Origin of the sequence: Limnobacter sp. 130, assembly GCF_902506325.1 — a bacterium.
GTDB lineage: Bacteria > Pseudomonadota > Gammaproteobacteria > Burkholderiales > Burkholderiaceae_B > Limnobacter.
This window is the reverse complement of the sequence record NZ_LR732330.1, coordinates 554,340-571,876: the sequence shown is the minus strand read 5'-3', so window position 1 is coordinate 571,876 and position 17,537 is coordinate 554,340. Positions and strand designations below refer to the sequence as shown.

Annotated in this window: 18 protein-coding genes and 1 tRNA gene; 18 read left to right on the top strand and 1 reads right to left on the bottom strand. The window is 51.7% G+C overall.

The features are described 5' to 3' along the window. Positions 1-7: 7 nt before the first annotated feature. The 18 genes from secG to FRIGORI9N_RS11650 all read left to right on the top strand — a co-directional run bounded on the left by secG (position 8) and on the right by FRIGORI9N_RS11650 (position 15,842). Complete coding sequence (gene secG, locus FRIGORI9N_RS11735; protein WP_159571171.1) at positions 8-370, top strand: preprotein translocase subunit SecG; 363 nt, start codon at positions 8-10, stop codon at positions 368-370. A gap of 36 nt (positions 371-406) precedes the next feature. Continuing rightward, positions 407-492: transfer RNA gene (locus FRIGORI9N_RS11730), tRNA-Leu, on the top strand. Between the two features lie 87 nt (positions 493-579). Next, on the top strand, positions 580-939 hold the full coding sequence (locus FRIGORI9N_RS11725) for an NADH-quinone oxidoreductase subunit A (RefSeq protein WP_159571168.1): 360 nt from the start codon (positions 580-582) through the stop codon (positions 937-939). A 65-nt stretch (positions 940-1,004) separates the two neighbouring features. Continuing rightward, a complete protein-coding gene (locus tag FRIGORI9N_RS11720) occupies positions 1,005-1,481 on the top strand; it encodes an NADH-quinone oxidoreductase subunit B family protein (RefSeq protein WP_008251188.1) in 477 nt (158 codons plus the stop codon). Between the two features lie 12 nt (positions 1,482-1,493). Beyond that, entirely contained in the window at positions 1,494-2,105 is a 612-nt protein-coding gene (locus FRIGORI9N_RS11715; RefSeq protein WP_159571165.1) for an NADH-quinone oxidoreductase subunit C, read from the top strand. Between the two features lie 2 nt (positions 2,106-2,107). After that, a complete protein-coding gene (locus FRIGORI9N_RS11710) occupies positions 2,108-3,361 on the top strand; it encodes an NADH-quinone oxidoreductase subunit D (RefSeq protein WP_159571162.1) in 1,254 nt (417 codons plus the stop codon). A 15-nt stretch (positions 3,362-3,376) separates the two neighbouring features. Beyond that, on the top strand, positions 3,377-3,856 hold the full coding sequence (gene nuoE / locus FRIGORI9N_RS11705; RefSeq protein ID WP_159571159.1) for an NADH-quinone oxidoreductase subunit NuoE: 480 nt from the start codon (positions 3,377-3,379) through the stop codon (positions 3,854-3,856). Continuing rightward, on the top strand, positions 3,853-5,148 hold the full coding sequence (gene nuoF / locus FRIGORI9N_RS11700; RefSeq protein ID WP_159571156.1) for an NADH-quinone oxidoreductase subunit NuoF: 1,296 nt from the start codon (positions 3,853-3,855) through the stop codon (positions 5,146-5,148). The genes nuoE and nuoF overlap by 4 nt, the downstream gene beginning before the upstream one ends. A 20-nt stretch (positions 5,149-5,168) precedes the next feature. Then, entirely contained in the window at positions 5,169-7,445 is a 2,277-nt protein-coding gene (gene nuoG / locus FRIGORI9N_RS11695; protein WP_159571153.1) for an NADH-quinone oxidoreductase subunit NuoG, read from the top strand. Between the two features lie 14 nt (positions 7,446-7,459). Next, positions 7,460-8,509, top strand: a complete 1,050-nt coding sequence (nuoH, locus tag FRIGORI9N_RS11690) for an NADH-quinone oxidoreductase subunit NuoH (RefSeq protein ID WP_371717256.1) — start codon at positions 7,460-7,462, stop codon at positions 8,507-8,509. Positions 8,510-8,522: 13 nt separating this feature from the next. Next, positions 8,523-9,014 carry an NADH-quinone oxidoreductase subunit NuoI gene (gene nuoI / locus FRIGORI9N_RS11685; RefSeq protein WP_159571147.1) on the top strand — a complete coding sequence of 164 codons (492 nt, stop codon included), beginning with the start codon at positions 8,523-8,525 and terminating at the stop codon, positions 9,012-9,014. A 30-nt stretch (positions 9,015-9,044) separates the two neighbouring features. Beyond that, positions 9,045-9,677 (top strand): NADH-quinone oxidoreductase subunit J, encoded by a 633-nt coding sequence (locus tag FRIGORI9N_RS11680; protein WP_159571145.1) that lies wholly within the window; start codon positions 9,045-9,047, stop codon positions 9,675-9,677. Between the two features lie 16 nt (positions 9,678-9,693). Beyond that, positions 9,694-9,999: an NADH-quinone oxidoreductase subunit NuoK gene (gene nuoK, locus FRIGORI9N_RS11675; RefSeq protein ID WP_008251215.1), complete on the top strand. Its 306-nt coding sequence runs from the start codon at positions 9,694-9,696 to the stop codon at positions 9,997-9,999. Positions 10,000-10,005: 6 nt separating this feature from the next. Further along, entirely contained in the window at positions 10,006-11,988 is a 1,983-nt protein-coding gene (nuoL, locus tag FRIGORI9N_RS11670) for an NADH-quinone oxidoreductase subunit L (protein WP_159571125.1), read from the top strand. 39 nt (positions 11,989-12,027) lie between these two features. Then, positions 12,028-13,509 carry an NADH-quinone oxidoreductase subunit M gene (locus FRIGORI9N_RS11665; protein ID WP_159571122.1) on the top strand — a complete coding sequence of 494 codons (1,482 nt, stop codon included), beginning with the start codon at positions 12,028-12,030 and terminating at the stop codon, positions 13,507-13,509. 7 nt (positions 13,510-13,516) lie between these two features. Next, entirely contained in the window at positions 13,517-15,001 is a 1,485-nt protein-coding gene (gene nuoN / locus FRIGORI9N_RS11660) for an NADH-quinone oxidoreductase subunit NuoN (protein WP_201301485.1), read from the top strand. Between the two features lie 32 nt (positions 15,002-15,033). After that, positions 15,034-15,336, top strand: a complete 303-nt coding sequence (locus FRIGORI9N_RS11655) for a DUF2818 family protein (protein WP_201301484.1) — start codon at positions 15,034-15,036, stop codon at positions 15,334-15,336. Positions 15,337-15,416: 80 nt separating this feature from the next. After that, entirely contained in the window at positions 15,417-15,842 is a 426-nt protein-coding gene (locus FRIGORI9N_RS11650) for a hypothetical protein (RefSeq protein ID WP_159571116.1), read from the top strand. Positions 15,843-15,880: 38 nt separating this feature from the next. Here the strand turns inward: FRIGORI9N_RS11650 and FRIGORI9N_RS11645 are convergent, their stop codons facing one another. Further along, a complete protein-coding gene (locus FRIGORI9N_RS11645; protein ID WP_159571113.1) occupies positions 15,881-17,533 on the bottom strand; it encodes an electron transfer flavoprotein-ubiquinone oxidoreductase in 1,653 nt (550 codons plus the stop codon). Positions 17,534-17,537: the final 4 nt, after the last annotated feature.

The following is a 17,537-nucleotide window of genomic DNA, read 5'->3' as shown; positions in this document are numbered from 1 at the left end:
ATAATTTATGAGCATATTCAATTCATTCTTGGTGATCATGCAGATCATCTCTGCAATCGCCGTTATCGTTCTGGTTTTGTTGCAGCACGGCAAGGGCGCAGACATGGGCGCAGCCTTCGGCAGCGGCTCATCTGGCAGCCTGTTTGGTGCAACTGGATCGGCGAATTTCTTGAGCCGGGCTACGGGCTTTTGTGCTACAATCTTTCTGCTTTGCACACTGGGTTTGGCCTTTTATTCAAGGGCTGGCGTTGAAGCGGAATCCGGTGGTGTAATGGAGGCCATTCAGGCTTCTCCAGTAGAGGGAACGGCAACCCCTACGGAGACCAAACCGGCTGAACCAAAAACGCCCGTGCAGGATATTCCAAAGTAATTTATTGCAAAGCAATTTATTGCGCTGCAATGATATGCCGACGTGGTGGAATTGGTAGACACGCTATCTTGAGGGGGTAGTGGCCACAGGCTGTACGAGTTCGAGTCTCGTCGTCGGCACCAAGGTTTAAATCAAAGCCGGTCTTGTACATAACGACCGGCTTTTTTTCGGGCTAATCGAAGGCTATTAGGGTTTACACGGGAGTCACAGTGAATTTAGAGTCTTATTTTCCAGTGTTAATGTTCATCCTTGTGGGGATCAGTGTCGGCGGTGGTGCCATGCTGGTTGGTCGTATCCTTGCCCCCCACCGCCCAGACGGGCAAAAACTTTCCCCCTACGAATGTGGTTTCGAGGCGTTTGAAGACGCCCGCATGCAATTCGACGTGCGTTACTACCTTGTTGCCATTCTTTTTATTCTGTTCGATCTCGAAATCGCGTTTCTCTTCCCCTGGGCTGTGGCTTACAGGGAAATTGGTCCTGTTGGTTTCTGGGCCATGATGATTTTCCTGGGTGTTCTGGTGGTGGGTTTCATTTACGAATGGACCCGCGGTGCGCTGGATTGGGAATAAATTGGCCAATAAGCGGGCTATTTACGGGCAAATGATCGCCCCACTTTCGTGAAGGTAGTAAGCAAATGGGTATTGACGGTGTTTTAAACGAAGGTTTTATCACCACCACGGCTGATAAATTGATCAACTGGGGCCGTACTGGCTCGCTTTGGCCGATGACCTTTGGCTTGGCTTGTTGTGCGGTGGAAATGATGCATGCGGGTGCCAGTCGCTACGACTTGGACCGTTTTGGCATTATTTTTCGACCGAGTCCACGTCAATCCGACCTCATGATTGTGGCGGGCACGCTATGTAACAAAATGGCGCCAGCCTTGCGCAAAGTGTACGACCAAATGGCTGAGCCACGTTGGGTGCTGTCCATGGGTTCGTGTGCCAATGGTGGTGGTTACTATCACTACTCTTATTCGGTTGTTCGCGGTTGCGATCGCATCGTGCCGGTTGATGTGTACGTGCCGGGCTGCCCTCCCACAGCGGAAGCGCTCATGTATGGTCTGCTGCAATTGCAGAACAAGATCAAAACCACTTCCACCATTGCGCGATAAGGGGTTCTATTCATGACACAGAACCAGACTTTAAGCCTTGAAAAGTTGAGCGCTGATCTGCTCGCTGCGCTCGGTGATCGCATCGTTGAATGCAAGCTTGCTTTCGGTGAAGTCAATTTGACGGTGAAGGCCGATTCTTATTTCGAGTCTTGCACCATTCTTCGCGATGACGAAACCCTGCAGTTTGAGCAATTAATTGACTTGTGTGGTCTTGATCGCAGTGAATATGGCAATGAATTGAACGAATCCCAGCGTTTCTGGGTGGTGTGTCAGTTGTTGTCTGTATCGAAAAACCTGCGCGTGCGCCTGAAGGTGTGTTGCCCCGATGACGATTTGCCCACCGTGGCCTCTGTGATCGACGTGTGGTCTTCGGCCAATTGGTACGAGCGCGAAGCCTTCGACTTGTATGGCATCGTATTCGAAGGTCACCCCGACTTGCGCCGCATTTTGACTGACTATGGTTTTGTGGGGCATCCGTTCCGCAAAGACTTTCCTTTGTCTGGCCATGTCGAAATGCGCTACGACCCTGAATTAGGTCGTGTGGTGTACCAACCCGTCACCATTGAGCCGCGTGAAATTACACCCCGCATCATTCGCGAACCTCAATACGGTGGAGCGAAATAATCATGGCTGAAATTAAAAATTACACTCTGAACTTTGGTCCTCAGCACCCGGCAGCACACGGTGTGTTGCGCCTGGTGCTCGAGCTGGATGGTGAAGTCGTCCAGCGCGCAGACCCGCACATTGGCCTGTTGCACCGTGGCACTGAAAAGCTGGCAGAGCACAAAACTTTTATTCAATCATTGCCTTACATGGACCGCCTTGATTACGTGTCCATGATGTGCAATGAGCATGCTTACTGCATGGCCATTGAAAAGCTGTTGAACATCGAAGTGCCTGTTCGCGCGCAATACATTCGCGTCATGTTCGATGAAATCACCCGTATCCTGAATCACCTGCTGTGGTTGGGTGCGCACGGCCTTGATGTGGGTGCCATGGCGGTATTTCTGTATGCCTTCCGTGAACGTGAAGACCTGATGGACTGCTATGAAGCGGTTTCCGGGGCACGTTTACACGCAGCCTATTACCGCCCGGGTGGCGTGTATCGCGATTTGCCTGATCGCATGCCCCAGTACAAGCCGTCCAAGGTGCGTTCTGCCAAGAAAGTGGATGAGTTGAACAAGAACCGACAAGGTTCCGTGCTCGATTTTATTGACGATTTCACCCAGCGGTTTCCGAAGTATGTGGACGAATACGAAACCCTGTTGACCGACAACCGCATCTGGAAACAGCGTTTGGTCGGCGTGGGTGTGGTTACGCCTGAACGTGCTTTGTCCATGGGCTTTACCGGTCCCATGCTGCGTGGTTCAGGTATCGCCTGGGACTTGCGCAAAAAGCAACCTTATGAAGTGTACGACCGCATGGATTTCGATATTCCAGTGGGCAAAAACGGCGATTGCTACGACCGTTATCTGGTGCGCGTTGAAGAAATGCGCCAGTCGAACAAAATCATCAAGCAGTGTGTTGCGTGGTTGCGTGCCAACCCTGGCCCAGTCATGAGCGACAACCACAAGGTAACGCCGCCCAAGCGCGTGGACATGAAAACCAATATGGAAGAATTGATCCACCACTTCAAGTTGTTCACAGAGGGCATGCATGTGCCTGAGGGTGAGTCATACGCAGCGGTTGAACATCCGAAGGGTGAGTTTGGTATTTACCTGGTCGCTGACGGTGCAAACAAGCCTTATCGCTTGAAGATTCGTGCCCCTGGTTTTGCGCACCTGCAAGGTTTGGACGAAATGTCTCGCGGCCACATGTTGGCCGACGTGGTGACCATTATTGGTACCCAAGACATTGTGTTCGGTGAAATTGATCGCTAAGGATTGAATTGAATCATGAAGTTGAGCGAAAACACCTATCGTTTGATAGACAAAGAACTGACCAAGTATCCTGCTGACCAGAAGATTTCAGCGGTCATGGCGGGCTTGCGTATTGCGCAAGTGGAATTGGGTTGGTTGCCTACCGATGCCATTGAGGCTGTTGCCGAATACCTGGAAATCCAACCGATCGCAGCCTACGAAGTGGCCACGTTCTACAACATGTACGACACCAAGAAAGTTGGTAAGTCGAAAATTGTTGTGTGCACGAACCTTCCCTGTGCATTGTCGGGTGGTACGGATGCAGCTGAGTACTTGAAGAAGAAACTGGGTATTGATTACAACGAAACCACCAAAGACGGCTTGTTCACCCTGAAAGAAGGTGAGTGCATGGGCGCCTGCGGCGATTCTCCAGTCATGTTGGTGAACAACCACCGCATGTGCAGTTTCATGAGCACCGAGAAAATCGATGCGTTGGTAGAGGAGTTGAAGTCATGACTTGTTTGCACGGACGACACATTAACCCGGTAATTCTGGCTGGTCTTGATGGCAGTAACTGGGATCTGAAAGGTTACGAGGCGCGTGGCGGGTACAAGGCCCTGCGCAAAATTCTGACTGAAGGCATTTCTCAGGAAGACGTCATTGCTGAGGTCAAAAAATCGGCTTTGCGTGGTCGTGGAGGCGCAGGCTTCCCCACGGGTTTGAAGTGGAGCTTCATGCCTCGCCAGTTTCCGGGCCAAAAGTATTTGGCATGTAATTCGGATGAAGGCGAACCCGGTACATTCAAAGACCGCGACATTTTGCGCTACAACCCGCATTCCGTGATTGAAGGCATGGCCATTGCCGCCTACGCCATGGGCATTACCGTGGGTTACAACTACATCCATGGCGAGATCTGGGAAACATACGAACGCTTTGAAGAGGCGCTGGAGCAGGCTCGTGCGGCTGGTTACCTTGGTGACAACATCATGGGGTCAACCTTCAGCTTCCAACTGCATGCGCACCAGGGTTATGGCGCGTATATTTGCGGTGAAGAAACCGCATTGATCGAATCGATTGAAGGCAAGAAAGGCCAGCCCCGCTTCAAGCCGCCATTCCCGGCGTCTTATGGCATTTATGGCAAGCCCACCACGATCAATAACACCGAAACATTTGCTGCCGTGCCGTTCATTATTCAAAACGGTGGTGACTGGTTCCTGGAACTGGGCAAGCCCAACAACGGTGGTACGAAAATTTTCTCGATTTCCGGCGACGTTGAAAAACCCGGCAACTACGAGATTCCCTTGGGTACTCCATTTGCAACCCTGCTTGAAATGGCGGGTGGCATGAAGGGTGGCCGTAAAATCAAGGCCGTGATCCCCGGTGGTTCTTCCATGCCTGTACTGCCAGGCGATGTGATGATGGCCACCGACATGGACTACGACTCCATTGCAAAAGCTGGTTCCATGTTGGGTTCTGGCGCGGTAATCGTCATGGACGAAACACGCTGCATGGTGAAAAGCCTGTTGCGTTTGTCTTATTTTTATTACGAAGAAAGCTGTGGTCAATGCACACCGTGTCGTGAAGGCACTGGCTGGTTGTATCGAATCATCAACCGCATCGAACACGGAGAAGGTCGTCCCGAGGATCTGGACATGCTGAACTCAATTGCCGACAACATTCAGGGCCGCACCATTTGCGCGCTGGGTGATGCTGCAGCCATGCCGGTTCGCGCTTTCCTGAAACATTTCCATGAAGAATTTGAGCATCACATCACACACAAGTCGTGCATTGTGCCGGCTTACGTTTGATTCCCTGCGGGTAGATACAAATGGTTGAACTAGAGATTGATGGTGTAAAAGTTGAGGTGTCCGAGGGCAGCATGCTCATGGACGCCGCTGAGAAAGCAGGCAGCTATGTGCCTCACTTTTGCTATCACAAAAAATTGTCGATTGCGGCAAACTGCCGCATGTGCCTGGTCGATGTAGAAAAAGCGCCCAAGCCCTTGCCCGCGTGCGCCACGCCTGTGTCGCCCGGCATGATCGTTCGCACCAAGAGCGAAAAAGCCGTGAACGCACAGAAAAGCGTGATGGAGTTTTTGCTGATCAACCACCCACTGGATTGCCCAATTTGTGACCAGGGCGGTGAGTGCCAGCTGCAAGACATCGCGGTGGGCTATGGTGGTGTGTCATCCCGCTATCAGGAAGAAAAGCGTGTGGTGTTTTTCAAAGACATCGGCCCGCTGGTTTCCGCACAGGAAATGAGCCGCTGTATTCACTGTACGCGTTGCGTGCGCTTTGGCCAGGAAGTGGCCGGCGTCATGGAACTGGGCATGGCCAATCGCGGTGAACACTCAGAAATTCTGAGTTTCGTAGGTAATTCGGTTGATTCCGAATTGTCGGGCAACATGATTGACCTGTGCCCTGTGGGCGCGCTCACGTCGAAGCCTTTCCGCTACAACGCCCGCACATGGGAAATGGCACGACGCAAGTCGATTTCCGCGCACGACAGCCTGGGCTCGAACGTGGTGGTACAGGTGAAGGCCGACAAAGTCATGCGCATTGTTCCTCAAGAAAACGACAATGTGAACGAGTGCTGGATTTCAGATCGGGACCGCTTTAGCTACGAAGGTTTGCAGGCAGCCGATCGCTTGAAAGAACCCATGATCAAGAAAAATGGTCAATGGGTGACAACCGATTGGCAAACCGCCTTGAACGTGGCGTTTGAAGGTTTGAAGAAAGCCCGTCGCGAGTCGACTGACCTGAACAACATTGCCATGCTGGTATCCCCGAACAGCACCTTTGAGGAAATGGCTTTGGCCAAGGCCTTGATGAGCGGCATCGGTTCATCCAGCGTTGACGCAGGCCTGCGTCACAGTGCCAACTTGAATTTGTCCGGCGCCACACCTTGGTTGGGTGGCTCCATTCAACAATTGGCCGACGCGGAATCCATCGTGATCGTGGGTACTGATCCGCGAAACGATCAACCCTTGTTGACTCAGCGTGTTCGACAGGCTGCAAAGCAGGGCGCCCGTGTGGTGCTCGTGAATGCGGGTGGATTGGACCCGTTGATGCCCAAAGCCGTGTGGCTGAAAACTGCTCCTTCCAAATGGGCTGAAACATTGAGCCACGATGCTGTGGCCAACGCACTGAGTGCGCCCGAAGGTGCCAAGTTTGTATTGATTGGCCAGCAGGTGTTGATGAGCCCGTTTGCCGGTCAGGTGTTGGCCAAAGCGGCCGAATTGGCGAAGTCCACTGGTTCGACATTGGGCTTCCTGGGCGATGCTGCCAACTGGGTTGGATCATTTGTGGCTGGTGTTCAGGCCAGCGCCAACGGTGGCAAAAACGCGCAAGCCATGTTGGAAGGCAAGGCCAAGGCAGCGATCGTTTTTGGCGCAGAGCCAGACCTGGACAGCGTCGAGGGCCAGAAAATTATGCGCGGCCTGATCGACGCCGAATTTGTCGTACAAGCCTGTGCGTTCGTGGGCAATGCAAAGCAGTACGCTGATGTGTTGTTGCCGATCGCGCCAAGCACCGAAACTTCCGGTACTTACATCAATATTGCAGGCACTGCACAAACCTTCAAGGCTGCGGTTCGTCCTTTGGGTGAAACACGCCCGGGCTGGAAAGTGTTGCGTGTATTGGGCAATTTGTTGGGTCTCGATGGTTTTGAGTTCAATAGCTCTGAAGAGGTATTGAAAGCATACTTGCCTGCTGATCTTTCCGCCGTGTTGAGCAATGCGATTCCGGAGCAAGCAGTGGCTGGCGTCGCACTGAACGGTAAACTTGAGTTGGCGGCATTTGCGCCAATTTATGACACCGACGCACTTGTTCGTCGCGCCGAATCACTGCGCGAAACAAAAGCAGCCAAACCTGCTCTTGCGCAAATCAGTGTGCAAACTGCAGAGACTCTAGGCGTTAAAAGCGGGGACAAAATCCAATTGACTGACTCCGAGGGCGGCACCTTGTGTGCAGCAGTTCTAGTGAATAAAACCATTGCTGAAAATACGGTGCTGGTGCCTGTGGGTCGAGCTGACACGCAAAGCCTGCGCAATGTGTTTGGTGGCGTTGCTGTTGAAGCAGTGGTGGCCAGCGAGGTGCAGGCATGAGCTCACCGGTTGAAATGATCACCACTTTCGGTTCGGGTTTGCTCGGTCCGGCTTGGGTACCTGTCTGGACATTGATCAAGATCTTGTGCATCACCTTGCCTTTGCTTGGCCTGGTTGCGTACCTGACTTACTGGGAACGCAAGATGATTGGTCGCATGCACATTCGCATGGGCCCAAGTTATGTGGGGCCCATGGGTTTGCTTCAGCCAATCGCTGACGCGGTCAAGATGATGTTCAAGGAAATCATCGTGCCAATGAACGCCAACAAAGGCCTGTTCATTATTGCGCCGATCATGACCATCATGCCTGCTCTGGCGGCATGGGCCGTAATTCCATTCGGCCCTGAAACGGTGTTGGCCAACGTAAATGCTGGCTTGTTGTACCTCATGGCGATTACTTCGCTTGAAGTGTATGGCGTGATCATTGCGGGCTGGGCATCGAACTCCAAGTACGCCTTCCTGGCTGCCATGCGTGCTTCTGCGCAAATGGTGTCCTATGAATTGGCGATTGGTTTCGTATTGGTTACCGTGTTGTTGGTGGCTGGTAGCTTGAATATGACCGACATCGTGATGACACAAACCACGGGTCAATTTGCCGATATGGGCCTGAATTTCCTGTCCTGGAATTGGTTGCCTTTGCTGCCCTTGCTGGTGATTTACATGATCTCAGCAGTTGCAGAGACCAACCGACACCCCTTTGACGTGGTGGAAGGCGAGTCAGAAATCGTGGCTGGCCACATGGTTGAATACTCTGGCATGACCTTTGCGGTATTTTTCCTGGCCGAGTACGCCAACATGATTTTGTTGTCTTGCCTGGCTGCAATCATGTTCTTCGGTGGCTGGGACGCGCCGGTTGCATTCCTTGAATTCATACCGGGCTGGATCTGGCTGGGCCTTAAAACCTTCCTGCTGGTTTCCATGTTTATCTGGTTCCGCGCATCGTTCCCGCGTTATCGCTATGACCAAATCATGCGTTTGGGCTGGAAAGTGTTTATTCCGCTGACCTTGGTGTGGTTGGTAGTGGTTGCTGCCTGGATGCAGACCCCCTGGAACATCTGGAATTAATTGAGAGCGAACCATGTTTCAAGTTGTTAAAGAGTTTTTGAACAGTTTGTTGTTGCGCGAAATGCTCAAGGGCATGGCGCTCACAATGAGCTACATGTTCACCCAGCCAATTACTGTGTTGTACCCCATGGAGAAAACGCCGATGTCGCCGCGTTTTCGTGGTTTGCACGCGCTGCGCCGCTATGAAAATGGCGAAGAGCGTTGCATTGCCTGCAAGCTGTGTGAAGCAGTGTGCCCAGCCTTGGCAATTACAATTGAATCGGAACAGCGCGAAGACGGCACACGTCGGACGAGCCGTTACGACATTGATTTGACCAAGTGTATTTTCTGCGGTTTCTGTGAAGAATCGTGCCCAGTGGACTCAATCGTTGAGACCCACATTCACGAATATCACGGTGAGAAGCGCGGCGATCTGTATTTCACCAAGGAAATGCTGCTGGCTGTGGGCGACCGCTACGAGGCTGAAATTGCAGCAAACCGTGAAGCCGATGCGGCCTACCGTTAACTTGATACAAAACTTAGAAGACTAAATGCAATGGATGCAATAACCGGTTTCTTTTATGTGTTCGCCGCCATTCTGGTGTTTGCCGCGGTGCGCGTGATAACCGCCAGCAATGCTGTACATGCGGCTTTGTACCTGGTGCTCTCGTTTTTTTCGGCCTCTGCCTTGTGGATGCTGTTGGAAGCAGAGTTCCTGGCCATTTCACTGGTGCTTGTGTATGTGGGTGCAGTGATGGTGTTGTTCCTCTTCGTCGTCATGATGGTGGATGTGAACATGGACAAGGTACGCGCCGGTTTTTGGAAAAACTTGCCAGTGGCAGCAATCGTCGGTTCGCTGATTGCTTTCCAAATGTCGGTGGTGTTGTTGCGTGGCTTTTGGGACCCCAATCTTGAAACGCCAGAGCAGGCGGCCAACAATACGCAGGCACTGGGTAAATTGCTGTACACCGAGTATTTGTATCCGTTTGAAGTGGCTGCCTTGATTTTGCTTGTGGCGATGGTTGCGGCGATTGCCCTGACTTTGCGCAAGCGCAAGGACACGAAAGGCCAGGTGCCTTCAGACCAGGTTCGCGTGAAGTCCACAGACCGCGTCAAGCTGGTGAGCATGCCTGCCGATCTGGACCGCAAACAAACCAAAAGCGACACCAACAGCGGTCGCCAAGCCTAACCGGGAATAGACAACAATGATTTCACTATCTCATTACCTCGTGCTGGGCGCGATTTTGTTCTCGATCAGCGTGATAGGTATTTTCTTGAACCGCAAGAACCTGATCGTGATTCTGATGGCCATTGAACTGATGCTTCTGGCTGTGAACATGAATTTCGTGGCGTTTTCTCACTTCTTGGGCGATTTGTCCGGGCAGTTGTTCGTTTTCTTCATTCTCACAGTGGCCGCTGCCGAGTCCGCAATTGGTTTGGCAATTCTGGTGGTCCTTTTCCGTAACATGAATTCAATCAACGTCGAAGACCTCGACCAGCTGAAGGGGTAAGCGCGAATGAATCCCTTGTATTTGATCGTTCCGTTCGCACCGCTGGTCGGTTCCATACTTGCCGGCTTCTTCGGCAAGCAAATCGGCCGCACAGGCGCACACACAGTCACCATCGCTGGCGTTGCCATTTCCCTGATCGCATCTATCCTGGTGTTTATGGATGTGATGGAAGGCAACACTTTCAACGGCACGCTCTATGAATGGGCTGTTGTGGGTACTTTGGTGTTTGAAGTTGGCTTTCTGATTGACACCTTGACCGCCACCATGATGTTGGTGGTGACCAGCGTTTCATTGATGGTGCACATTTACACCATTGGTTACATGGAAGAGGATGACGGCTATCAGCGATTCTTCTCTTACATTTCGCTGTTTACTTTCTCGATGTTGATGCTCGTGATGAGCAACAACTTCCTGCAACTGTTCTTCGGTTGGGAAGCGGTTGGTCTGGTCTCTTATCTGTTGATTGGTTTTTGGTACACCAAACCGACTGCCATTTACGCAAACCTGAAAGCATTTCTTGTAAACCGCGTGGGTGACTTTGGCTTTATTCTTGGCATCGGCCTGATCATGGCCTCGGCTGGTTCCATGAATTACGCGGAGGTGTTTGCGCAGGCTGACGGCCTGGCAGCCCAAACCATGCCTGGTACCGATTGGCCTTTGTTGGCAGTTGCCTGTATTTGTTTGTTCATTGGTGCGATGGGCAAATCAGCCCAGTTCCCGCTGCATGTCTGGCTGCCCGATTCCATGGAAGGCCCAACACCGATCTCTGCCTTGATTCACGCAGCTACCATGGTGACCGCCGGTATTTTCATGGTTAGTCGCATGTCGCCGCTGTTTGAACTCAGTGACATCGCCCTGAACTTCGTCTTGGTGATTGGATCAATCACTGCGCTGTTCATGGGTTTTCTGGGCATTATTCAAAACGATATCAAACGGGTGGTGGCCTATTCAACGCTGTCGCAGTTGGGTTACATGACGGTGGCTTTGGGTGTATCGGCTTACCCGGTTGCTATTTTCCACCTGATGACTCACGCTTTCTTCAAAGCCTTGTTGTTCCTTGGGGCAGGTTCTGTGATCATCGGCATGCACCATAACCAAGACATTCGCCACATGGGCGGTCTGTGGAAGTACATGCCCATTACCTGGCTAACTTCCTTGCTTGGCTCGCTGGCCTTGATTGGGACACCTTTCTTCTCAGGTTTCTACTCCAAAGACAGCATTATTGAAGCCGTGCACTTCAGTAATTTGCCAGCAGCAGGGTTTGCGTACTTTGCCGTGGTTGCCGGTGTGTTCATCACTGCGTTTTACAGTTTCCGCATGTATTTCCTGGTGTTCCATGGCAAAGAGCGTTTCCATGATGTTCAGCATCATGATGATCATGGCCATGATGACCATGCGCATCACGGACCCGTGCAACCACACGAGTCACGCTGGGTTGTTACCTTGCCGTTGATCTTGCTGGCAATTCCATCGGTCATCATTGGTTACATTGCTGTTGAGCCCATGCTGCACGGTACTTTCTTCGAAGGCGTGCTCACCATTAATCCTGAACATGGCGCAATGGCTGGCTTGAGCAGTATTTTCCATGGCGCAGCTGCCATGGGTGTGCATTCCCTGCAAACAGCGCCATTCTGGTTGGCATTGGCGGGTGTGGTTTCCGCTGCGGTTTGTTACCTGTGGGTGCCTGCCATTCCGGCAGCGTTCATGAGGGTCTTGAAGCCCGTGCACACCTTGCTCGACAACAAGTACTACATGGACAAATTCAATGAGGTAGTGTTTGCCGGCGGCGCCCGTGGTTTGGGCGAGGCATTGTGGAAGTTTGGTGATCGCATGCTGATCGACGGTTTGTTGGTCAATGGCAGCGCCAAACTGGTGGGTTTGATCTCGGGTGTGGTTCGATTCGCGCAAAGTGGTTTCATTTATCACTATGCGTTCGCGATGATTCTTGGCGTATTGGCCATGATCATCACTTTCATCACACTCAAATAACAAAGGCGGAACTTCGGTTCTTACGATTGGAAAATATCAATGTCTAACAATATTCCTTATCTGAGTTTGGCGATCTGGCTGCCAATCGCCTTTGGTGTTTTGATCATGGCTCTGGGCAATGACAAAAACGCAGGTGCAGTCCGGGGAGCGTCCCTGATTGCTGCGCTGATCAGCTTTGTCGTTACTTTGCCTTTGTACTTTGGTTTTGACACCAGCACAGCCCAATTGCAGTTTGTTGAAAATCTGCCCTGGATTGAGGCCTTTGGTGCCTCCTATGGTTTGGGTGTGGATGGCCTGTCAGTCTGGTTTGTTATCTTGACCGCCTTGATCACCATTTTTGTGGTGGTTGCTGCCTGGGAAGTGATTACCGAAAAAGTGGCACAGTACATGGCCGCATTCCTGATCCTCTCGGGGTTGATGGTGGGTGTGTTCTCGGCCACCGACGGCTTGCTGTTCTATGTTTTCTTTGAGGCGACCTTGATCCCGATGTACATCATCGTGGGTGTGTGGGGTGGTCCCAACCGCATCTACGCAGCGTTCAAGTTTTTCCTGTATACGCTGTTGGGTTCTTTGCTTACGCTGGTCGCACTCATTTACCTGCAGTTTCAGTCGGGCACTTTTGAAATTGCAGCGTGGCACAAACTGCCGCTGGGCATGACTGAGCAAATATTGATTTTCCTGGCGTTCCTCATGGCCTTTGCTGTGAAAGTGCCCATGTGGCCAGTTCACACCTGGTTGCCCGACGCGCACGTGGAAGCACCCACGGGTGGTTCGGTGGTTCTGGCTGCAATTATGTTGAAACTGGGCGCGTATGGCTTCTTGCGTTTCAGCATGCCGATTGCGCCTGATGCAAGCCATGAGTTGGCTGGTTTCATGATTACCTTGTCGCTGATCGCGGTGGTGTATATCGGTGTGGTGGCACTGGTTCAGAAGGACATGAAAAAGCTGGTGGCGTATTCATCGATTGCCCACATGGGTTTCGTCACTTTGGGCTTTTTCATGTTCCAGGATTTGGCGGTGCAGGGTGCGATCATTCAAATGATCTCCCACGGCTTTGTGTCGGGCGCCATGTTCCTGTGTATCGGCGTGCTTTATGATCGCGTGCACAGTCGCGAGATTTCTGCCTATGGCGGTGTGGTCAATACCATGCCGAAGTTTGCCGCCTTCTTCCTCTTGTTCGCCATGGCCAACGCGGGTCTGCCTGCAACCAGTGGTTTTGTGGGGGAATTCATGGTGATCCTGGGCGCAGTGAAGTACAACTTCTGGATCGGTTTGCTGGCTGCAACCACCCTGATTTTCGGTGCTGCTTATTCGCTGTGGATGTACAAGCGCGTGGTGTTTGGTGAAGTGGCCAATGACGACGTGAAAAAATTGACCGATGTGAACACCCGTGAATTCCTGATGCTGGGTGCACTGGCAATTTTGGTGATGGCCATGGGCCTGTACCCCAAACCCTTTACTGATGTGTTGCAGGTGTCTGTCGATGCCTTGTTGCAACATGTGGCTCAGTCCAAGCTTTAATTGAGGAATGTTCGTGGATCAGATGAATCTCTCACTCGCTATTCCTGAAATTGCTCTGGCGCTTTTCGCCTGTGCGTTTCTGATTGCTGACAGCGTGACCAAAGGCCGTATTTTGCCAATGCTGCATAACATTGTGGTGTTGTTCTGTATCGGCCTTGGCGTGTATTGCCTGGCGCAAGTACCCACCGCGGGCACCGAGCTGGCTTTCTCCAATATGTACATTGCCGACAGCATGGCCCTGATCTTAAAAGGCTTTTCTGCCTTGGCAATCGCATTTACCTTAATTGTGGGTGCGAACTATGCCAAAGACCGCGATATGTTTAAAGGTGAGTTGCACGCATTGGTGCTGTTTGCTTTGCTCGGTCAGATGATCATGATTTCTGCCAACAACCTGTTGTTGGTGTACTTGGGTGTCGAGTTGCTGTCTCTCAGCCTGTATGCCGCTGTGGCCATGCAACGCGACAATGTGCGCGCAACCGAAGCATCGATGAAGTATTTCGTTCTTGGTGCGTTGGCTTCAGGTTTCCTGTTGTATGGCATGTCGATGATTTACGGTGCAACAGGTTCGCTGAATCACTCTGACATTGCATTTGCTGCGACCGCGGCGGTGTCGGGTCAAAAATCAATTATTTTCGTATTCGGTATTGTGTTCCTGGTGGCTGGCCTTGCCTTCAAGTTGGGCGTGGTGCCGTTCCACATGTGGGTTCCCGACGTGTATCAGGGTTCGCCTTCAATTTCCACCTTGCTGATTAGCGGTGCACCCAAACTGGCTGCATTTGCCATGTTGATGCGCTTGCTCGTTGATGGTTTGTTTGTGATGGCTTTCGATTGGCAAAACATGCTGATGGTGTTGGCGATTGCTTCGCTGGCCATTGGTAACCTGACCGCCATTGCCCAAACCAGCCTGAAGCGCATGCTGGCTTATTCAACGATTGCACAAATGGGTTTCATGCTGTTGGGTTTCTTGTCGGGCGTAACAGGGCAAGATACCGGTAACGCGGCACAGGCTTATTCTTCGGCCATGTTCTACAGCATTACTTATGTGTTGACCACTCTGGGTACCTTCGGTGTGATCATGGTGATGTCACGCAAAGGCTTTGAAGTGGAACACATCAGCGACTTGAAGGGCTTGAACAAACGCGCACCTTGGTTGGCTTTGATCATGCTGTTGTTGATGTTCTCCTTGGCTGGTATTCCACCCATGGTGGGCTTTGCTGCCAAATTGTTGGTTCTGAAAGCCTTGTTGGCCACCGGCCAGGTGTGGTTGGCGGTTTATGCAGTCATGTTCAGTTTGGTGGGTGCTTTCTATTACATTCGCATTGTGAAAACCATGTATTTCGAAGCGCCTGCGGATGAAACTGAAATCGTGATGGGCAACGATGCACGTGCAGTATTGGGCCTGAACGGTTTGGCTGTGATCGCGCTGGGTTTGTTACCCGCGCCGTTGATGGCATATTGCATGACAGCCATTCAGCAAACGCTGGCTGGTTAACTGAATATTTTAGAACTTTCAAGGGGTAGGTTTTGACGCAGACGATTGGGCATTGGTTGTTGTTTGGCTTGGCCTTGCTGTTTGCGAACCTGCCTTTTGTGAGCAACCGCATCATGGGCGTTTTGCCTGTGACTAAAAAAGGCGGTTGGACCCGTGTACTCGAAGTAATCGCCGGTTACTTTATCGTGGGTCTGATCGGCTTTGCCATTGAAGCAAGCCTGAGTCAGGTTACTCCTCAACGCTGGGAATTTTATGCGTTAACAGCATGTCTCTTTCTGGTGTTCGCTTTTCCAGGTTTCGTTTACCGCTTTTTGTGGCGTGCGCCCAAAGGCTGATCTTTGCTGCGGCACGTTCTGTGTACTCCATCAACGGCATTCTTGCGTTCAAAGTAAATGTCCTTTCAGGAATCAATGCCATGAAACGCTTGCTGCTTGTTCTCGCCGCTTCCTGTGCGGTTTTGCTGGTTGCTTGTACCAATTCACCGGAAACAACTCGCAAACTGCAGTTTCTCGCCAAAACCGATTGTGAACTGGTTTACAAATCTGCCGGCGCCCAGGTGATCGAGAATTTCTGTGAAACAGAGTGGAAACCGGTCACAGTGTATATTGCCGATCAAAAATATTCAGTGGACTGGATTGATGAAAAAACCAGTCGTGCCCTGTTTGAAAAAGGGTGCGGCAAGGTTGCGGGGTGCTATTACGAATTGACGCTCGACGGGGTGACCGTAAATGGTCGATTCGCCTATGTAACTCATCTGCTTGAAGGCGAATACACCTTTGAGATCGATGCAAATGAAAACTCAAAGCGATTAGACGAAACCTCAAGCGATCTGAAAACCTGAAAAAAACGCCGACTGAAAAGTCGGCGTTTTGAACTTGCTTACATGTTCGGGTAATTGGGTCCACCACCACCTTCCGGTGTCACCCACACAATATTTTGTGTGGGGTCTTTGATGTCACAGGTTTTGCAGTGTACGCAGTTTTGTGCGTTGATCTGCAACTGATCTTTCCCGTCTTCCTTTTTCACATATTCATACACACCTGCCGGGCAGTAGCGCTGCTCGGGGCCTGCGTAGGTGGTCAGGTTGGTTGCAACCGGTACCTCTGGATTTCTCAATGTCAGGTGTGCTGGCTGGTTCTCTTCGTGGTTGGTGTTGGAGATGAACACCGAACTCAAGCGATCAAATGTAATCTTCCCATCGGGTTTTGGATAGTTGATCGGTTGAAATTCAGAAGCAGGGCGCAGGCATTCATGGTCTGCGTGCTTGTGGTGCAAAGTCCAGGGCACCTTGCCATTGAACAGTTTTTGTTCAATACCCACCATCATGGTGCCGGTGTACAAACCTTTGCTCATCCATTGTTTGAAGTTGCGAGCGCGGTACAGTTCGTCGAATAGCCAAGAGTCGTGGAAAGCTTTTGGATAGGCTTCGAGCTCGTCGCCAGCACGATCTTGAGCCAAGGCATCAGCAATCGCTTCGGCACACAGCATGCCGCTCTTGATGGCCGCATGTGATCCCTTGATTCGGGACGCATTCAGAAAGCCTGCATCGCAACCCACCAATGCACCACCCGGGAATACCAGTTTCGGCAGGCTCATCAGGCCGCCTGCAGCAATTGCGCGAGCGCCGTAGGAAATGCGTTTGCCACCTTCAAAATACTTGCGAATTTCGGGGTGGGTTTTGTAGCGCTGGAATTCTTCAAAAGGCGACAAGTAGGGGTTTTCGTAGGCCAAGCCCACCACAAAGCCCACTGCAACCTGGTTGTTTTCCAGGTGATACAGGAATGAGCCGCCATAGGTGCTTGAATCGAGCGGCCAGCCACCAGAGTGAATGACCAAGCCTGGCTTGTGTTTGGCTGGATCAATTTCCCACAGTTCTTTTAGCCCGATGCCGTATACCTGTGGGTCGCGACCTTCGTTCAGGTTGAATTTTTCGATGACGCGTTTGCCCAAGTGGCCGCGTACGCCTTCGGCGAACACGGTGTACTTGGCATGCAGTTCCATGCCTGGCTGGTAAGCGTGGGTATGCTCACCATCCTTACCAATGCCCATGTCGCCGGTTTGTACGCCTTTCACGGCACCTTTTTCGTCGTACAGAATTTCTGCACCTGCAAAGCCCGGAAATACTTCAACACCCAAAGCTTCGGCTTGCTCACCCAGCCAGCGGACCACGTTGGCCAAGCTGATGACATAGTTGCCATGGTTCTGGAAACATTCGGGCAAAAGCGCATTGGGTACTTTTTTTGCGGACGTTTCAGTTAAAAACAAAAACTGGTCTTCAGTGACCTCTGTGTTCAGTGGCGCGCCGCGTTCTTTCCAGTCAGGGAAAAGTTCAGTGATTGCGCGGGGGTCCATCACGGCGCCTGACAAAATATGGGCGCCAACCTCAGAGCCTTTCTCCAGTACGCACACATTGATTTCCTGGCCTTTTTCTGCGGCCACTTGTTTCAGGCGAATGGCAGTTGAAAGGCCGGCAGGGCCTCCACCAACTACCAATACATCGTATTCCATCATGTCTCTTTCGACAGCCGACATTGGG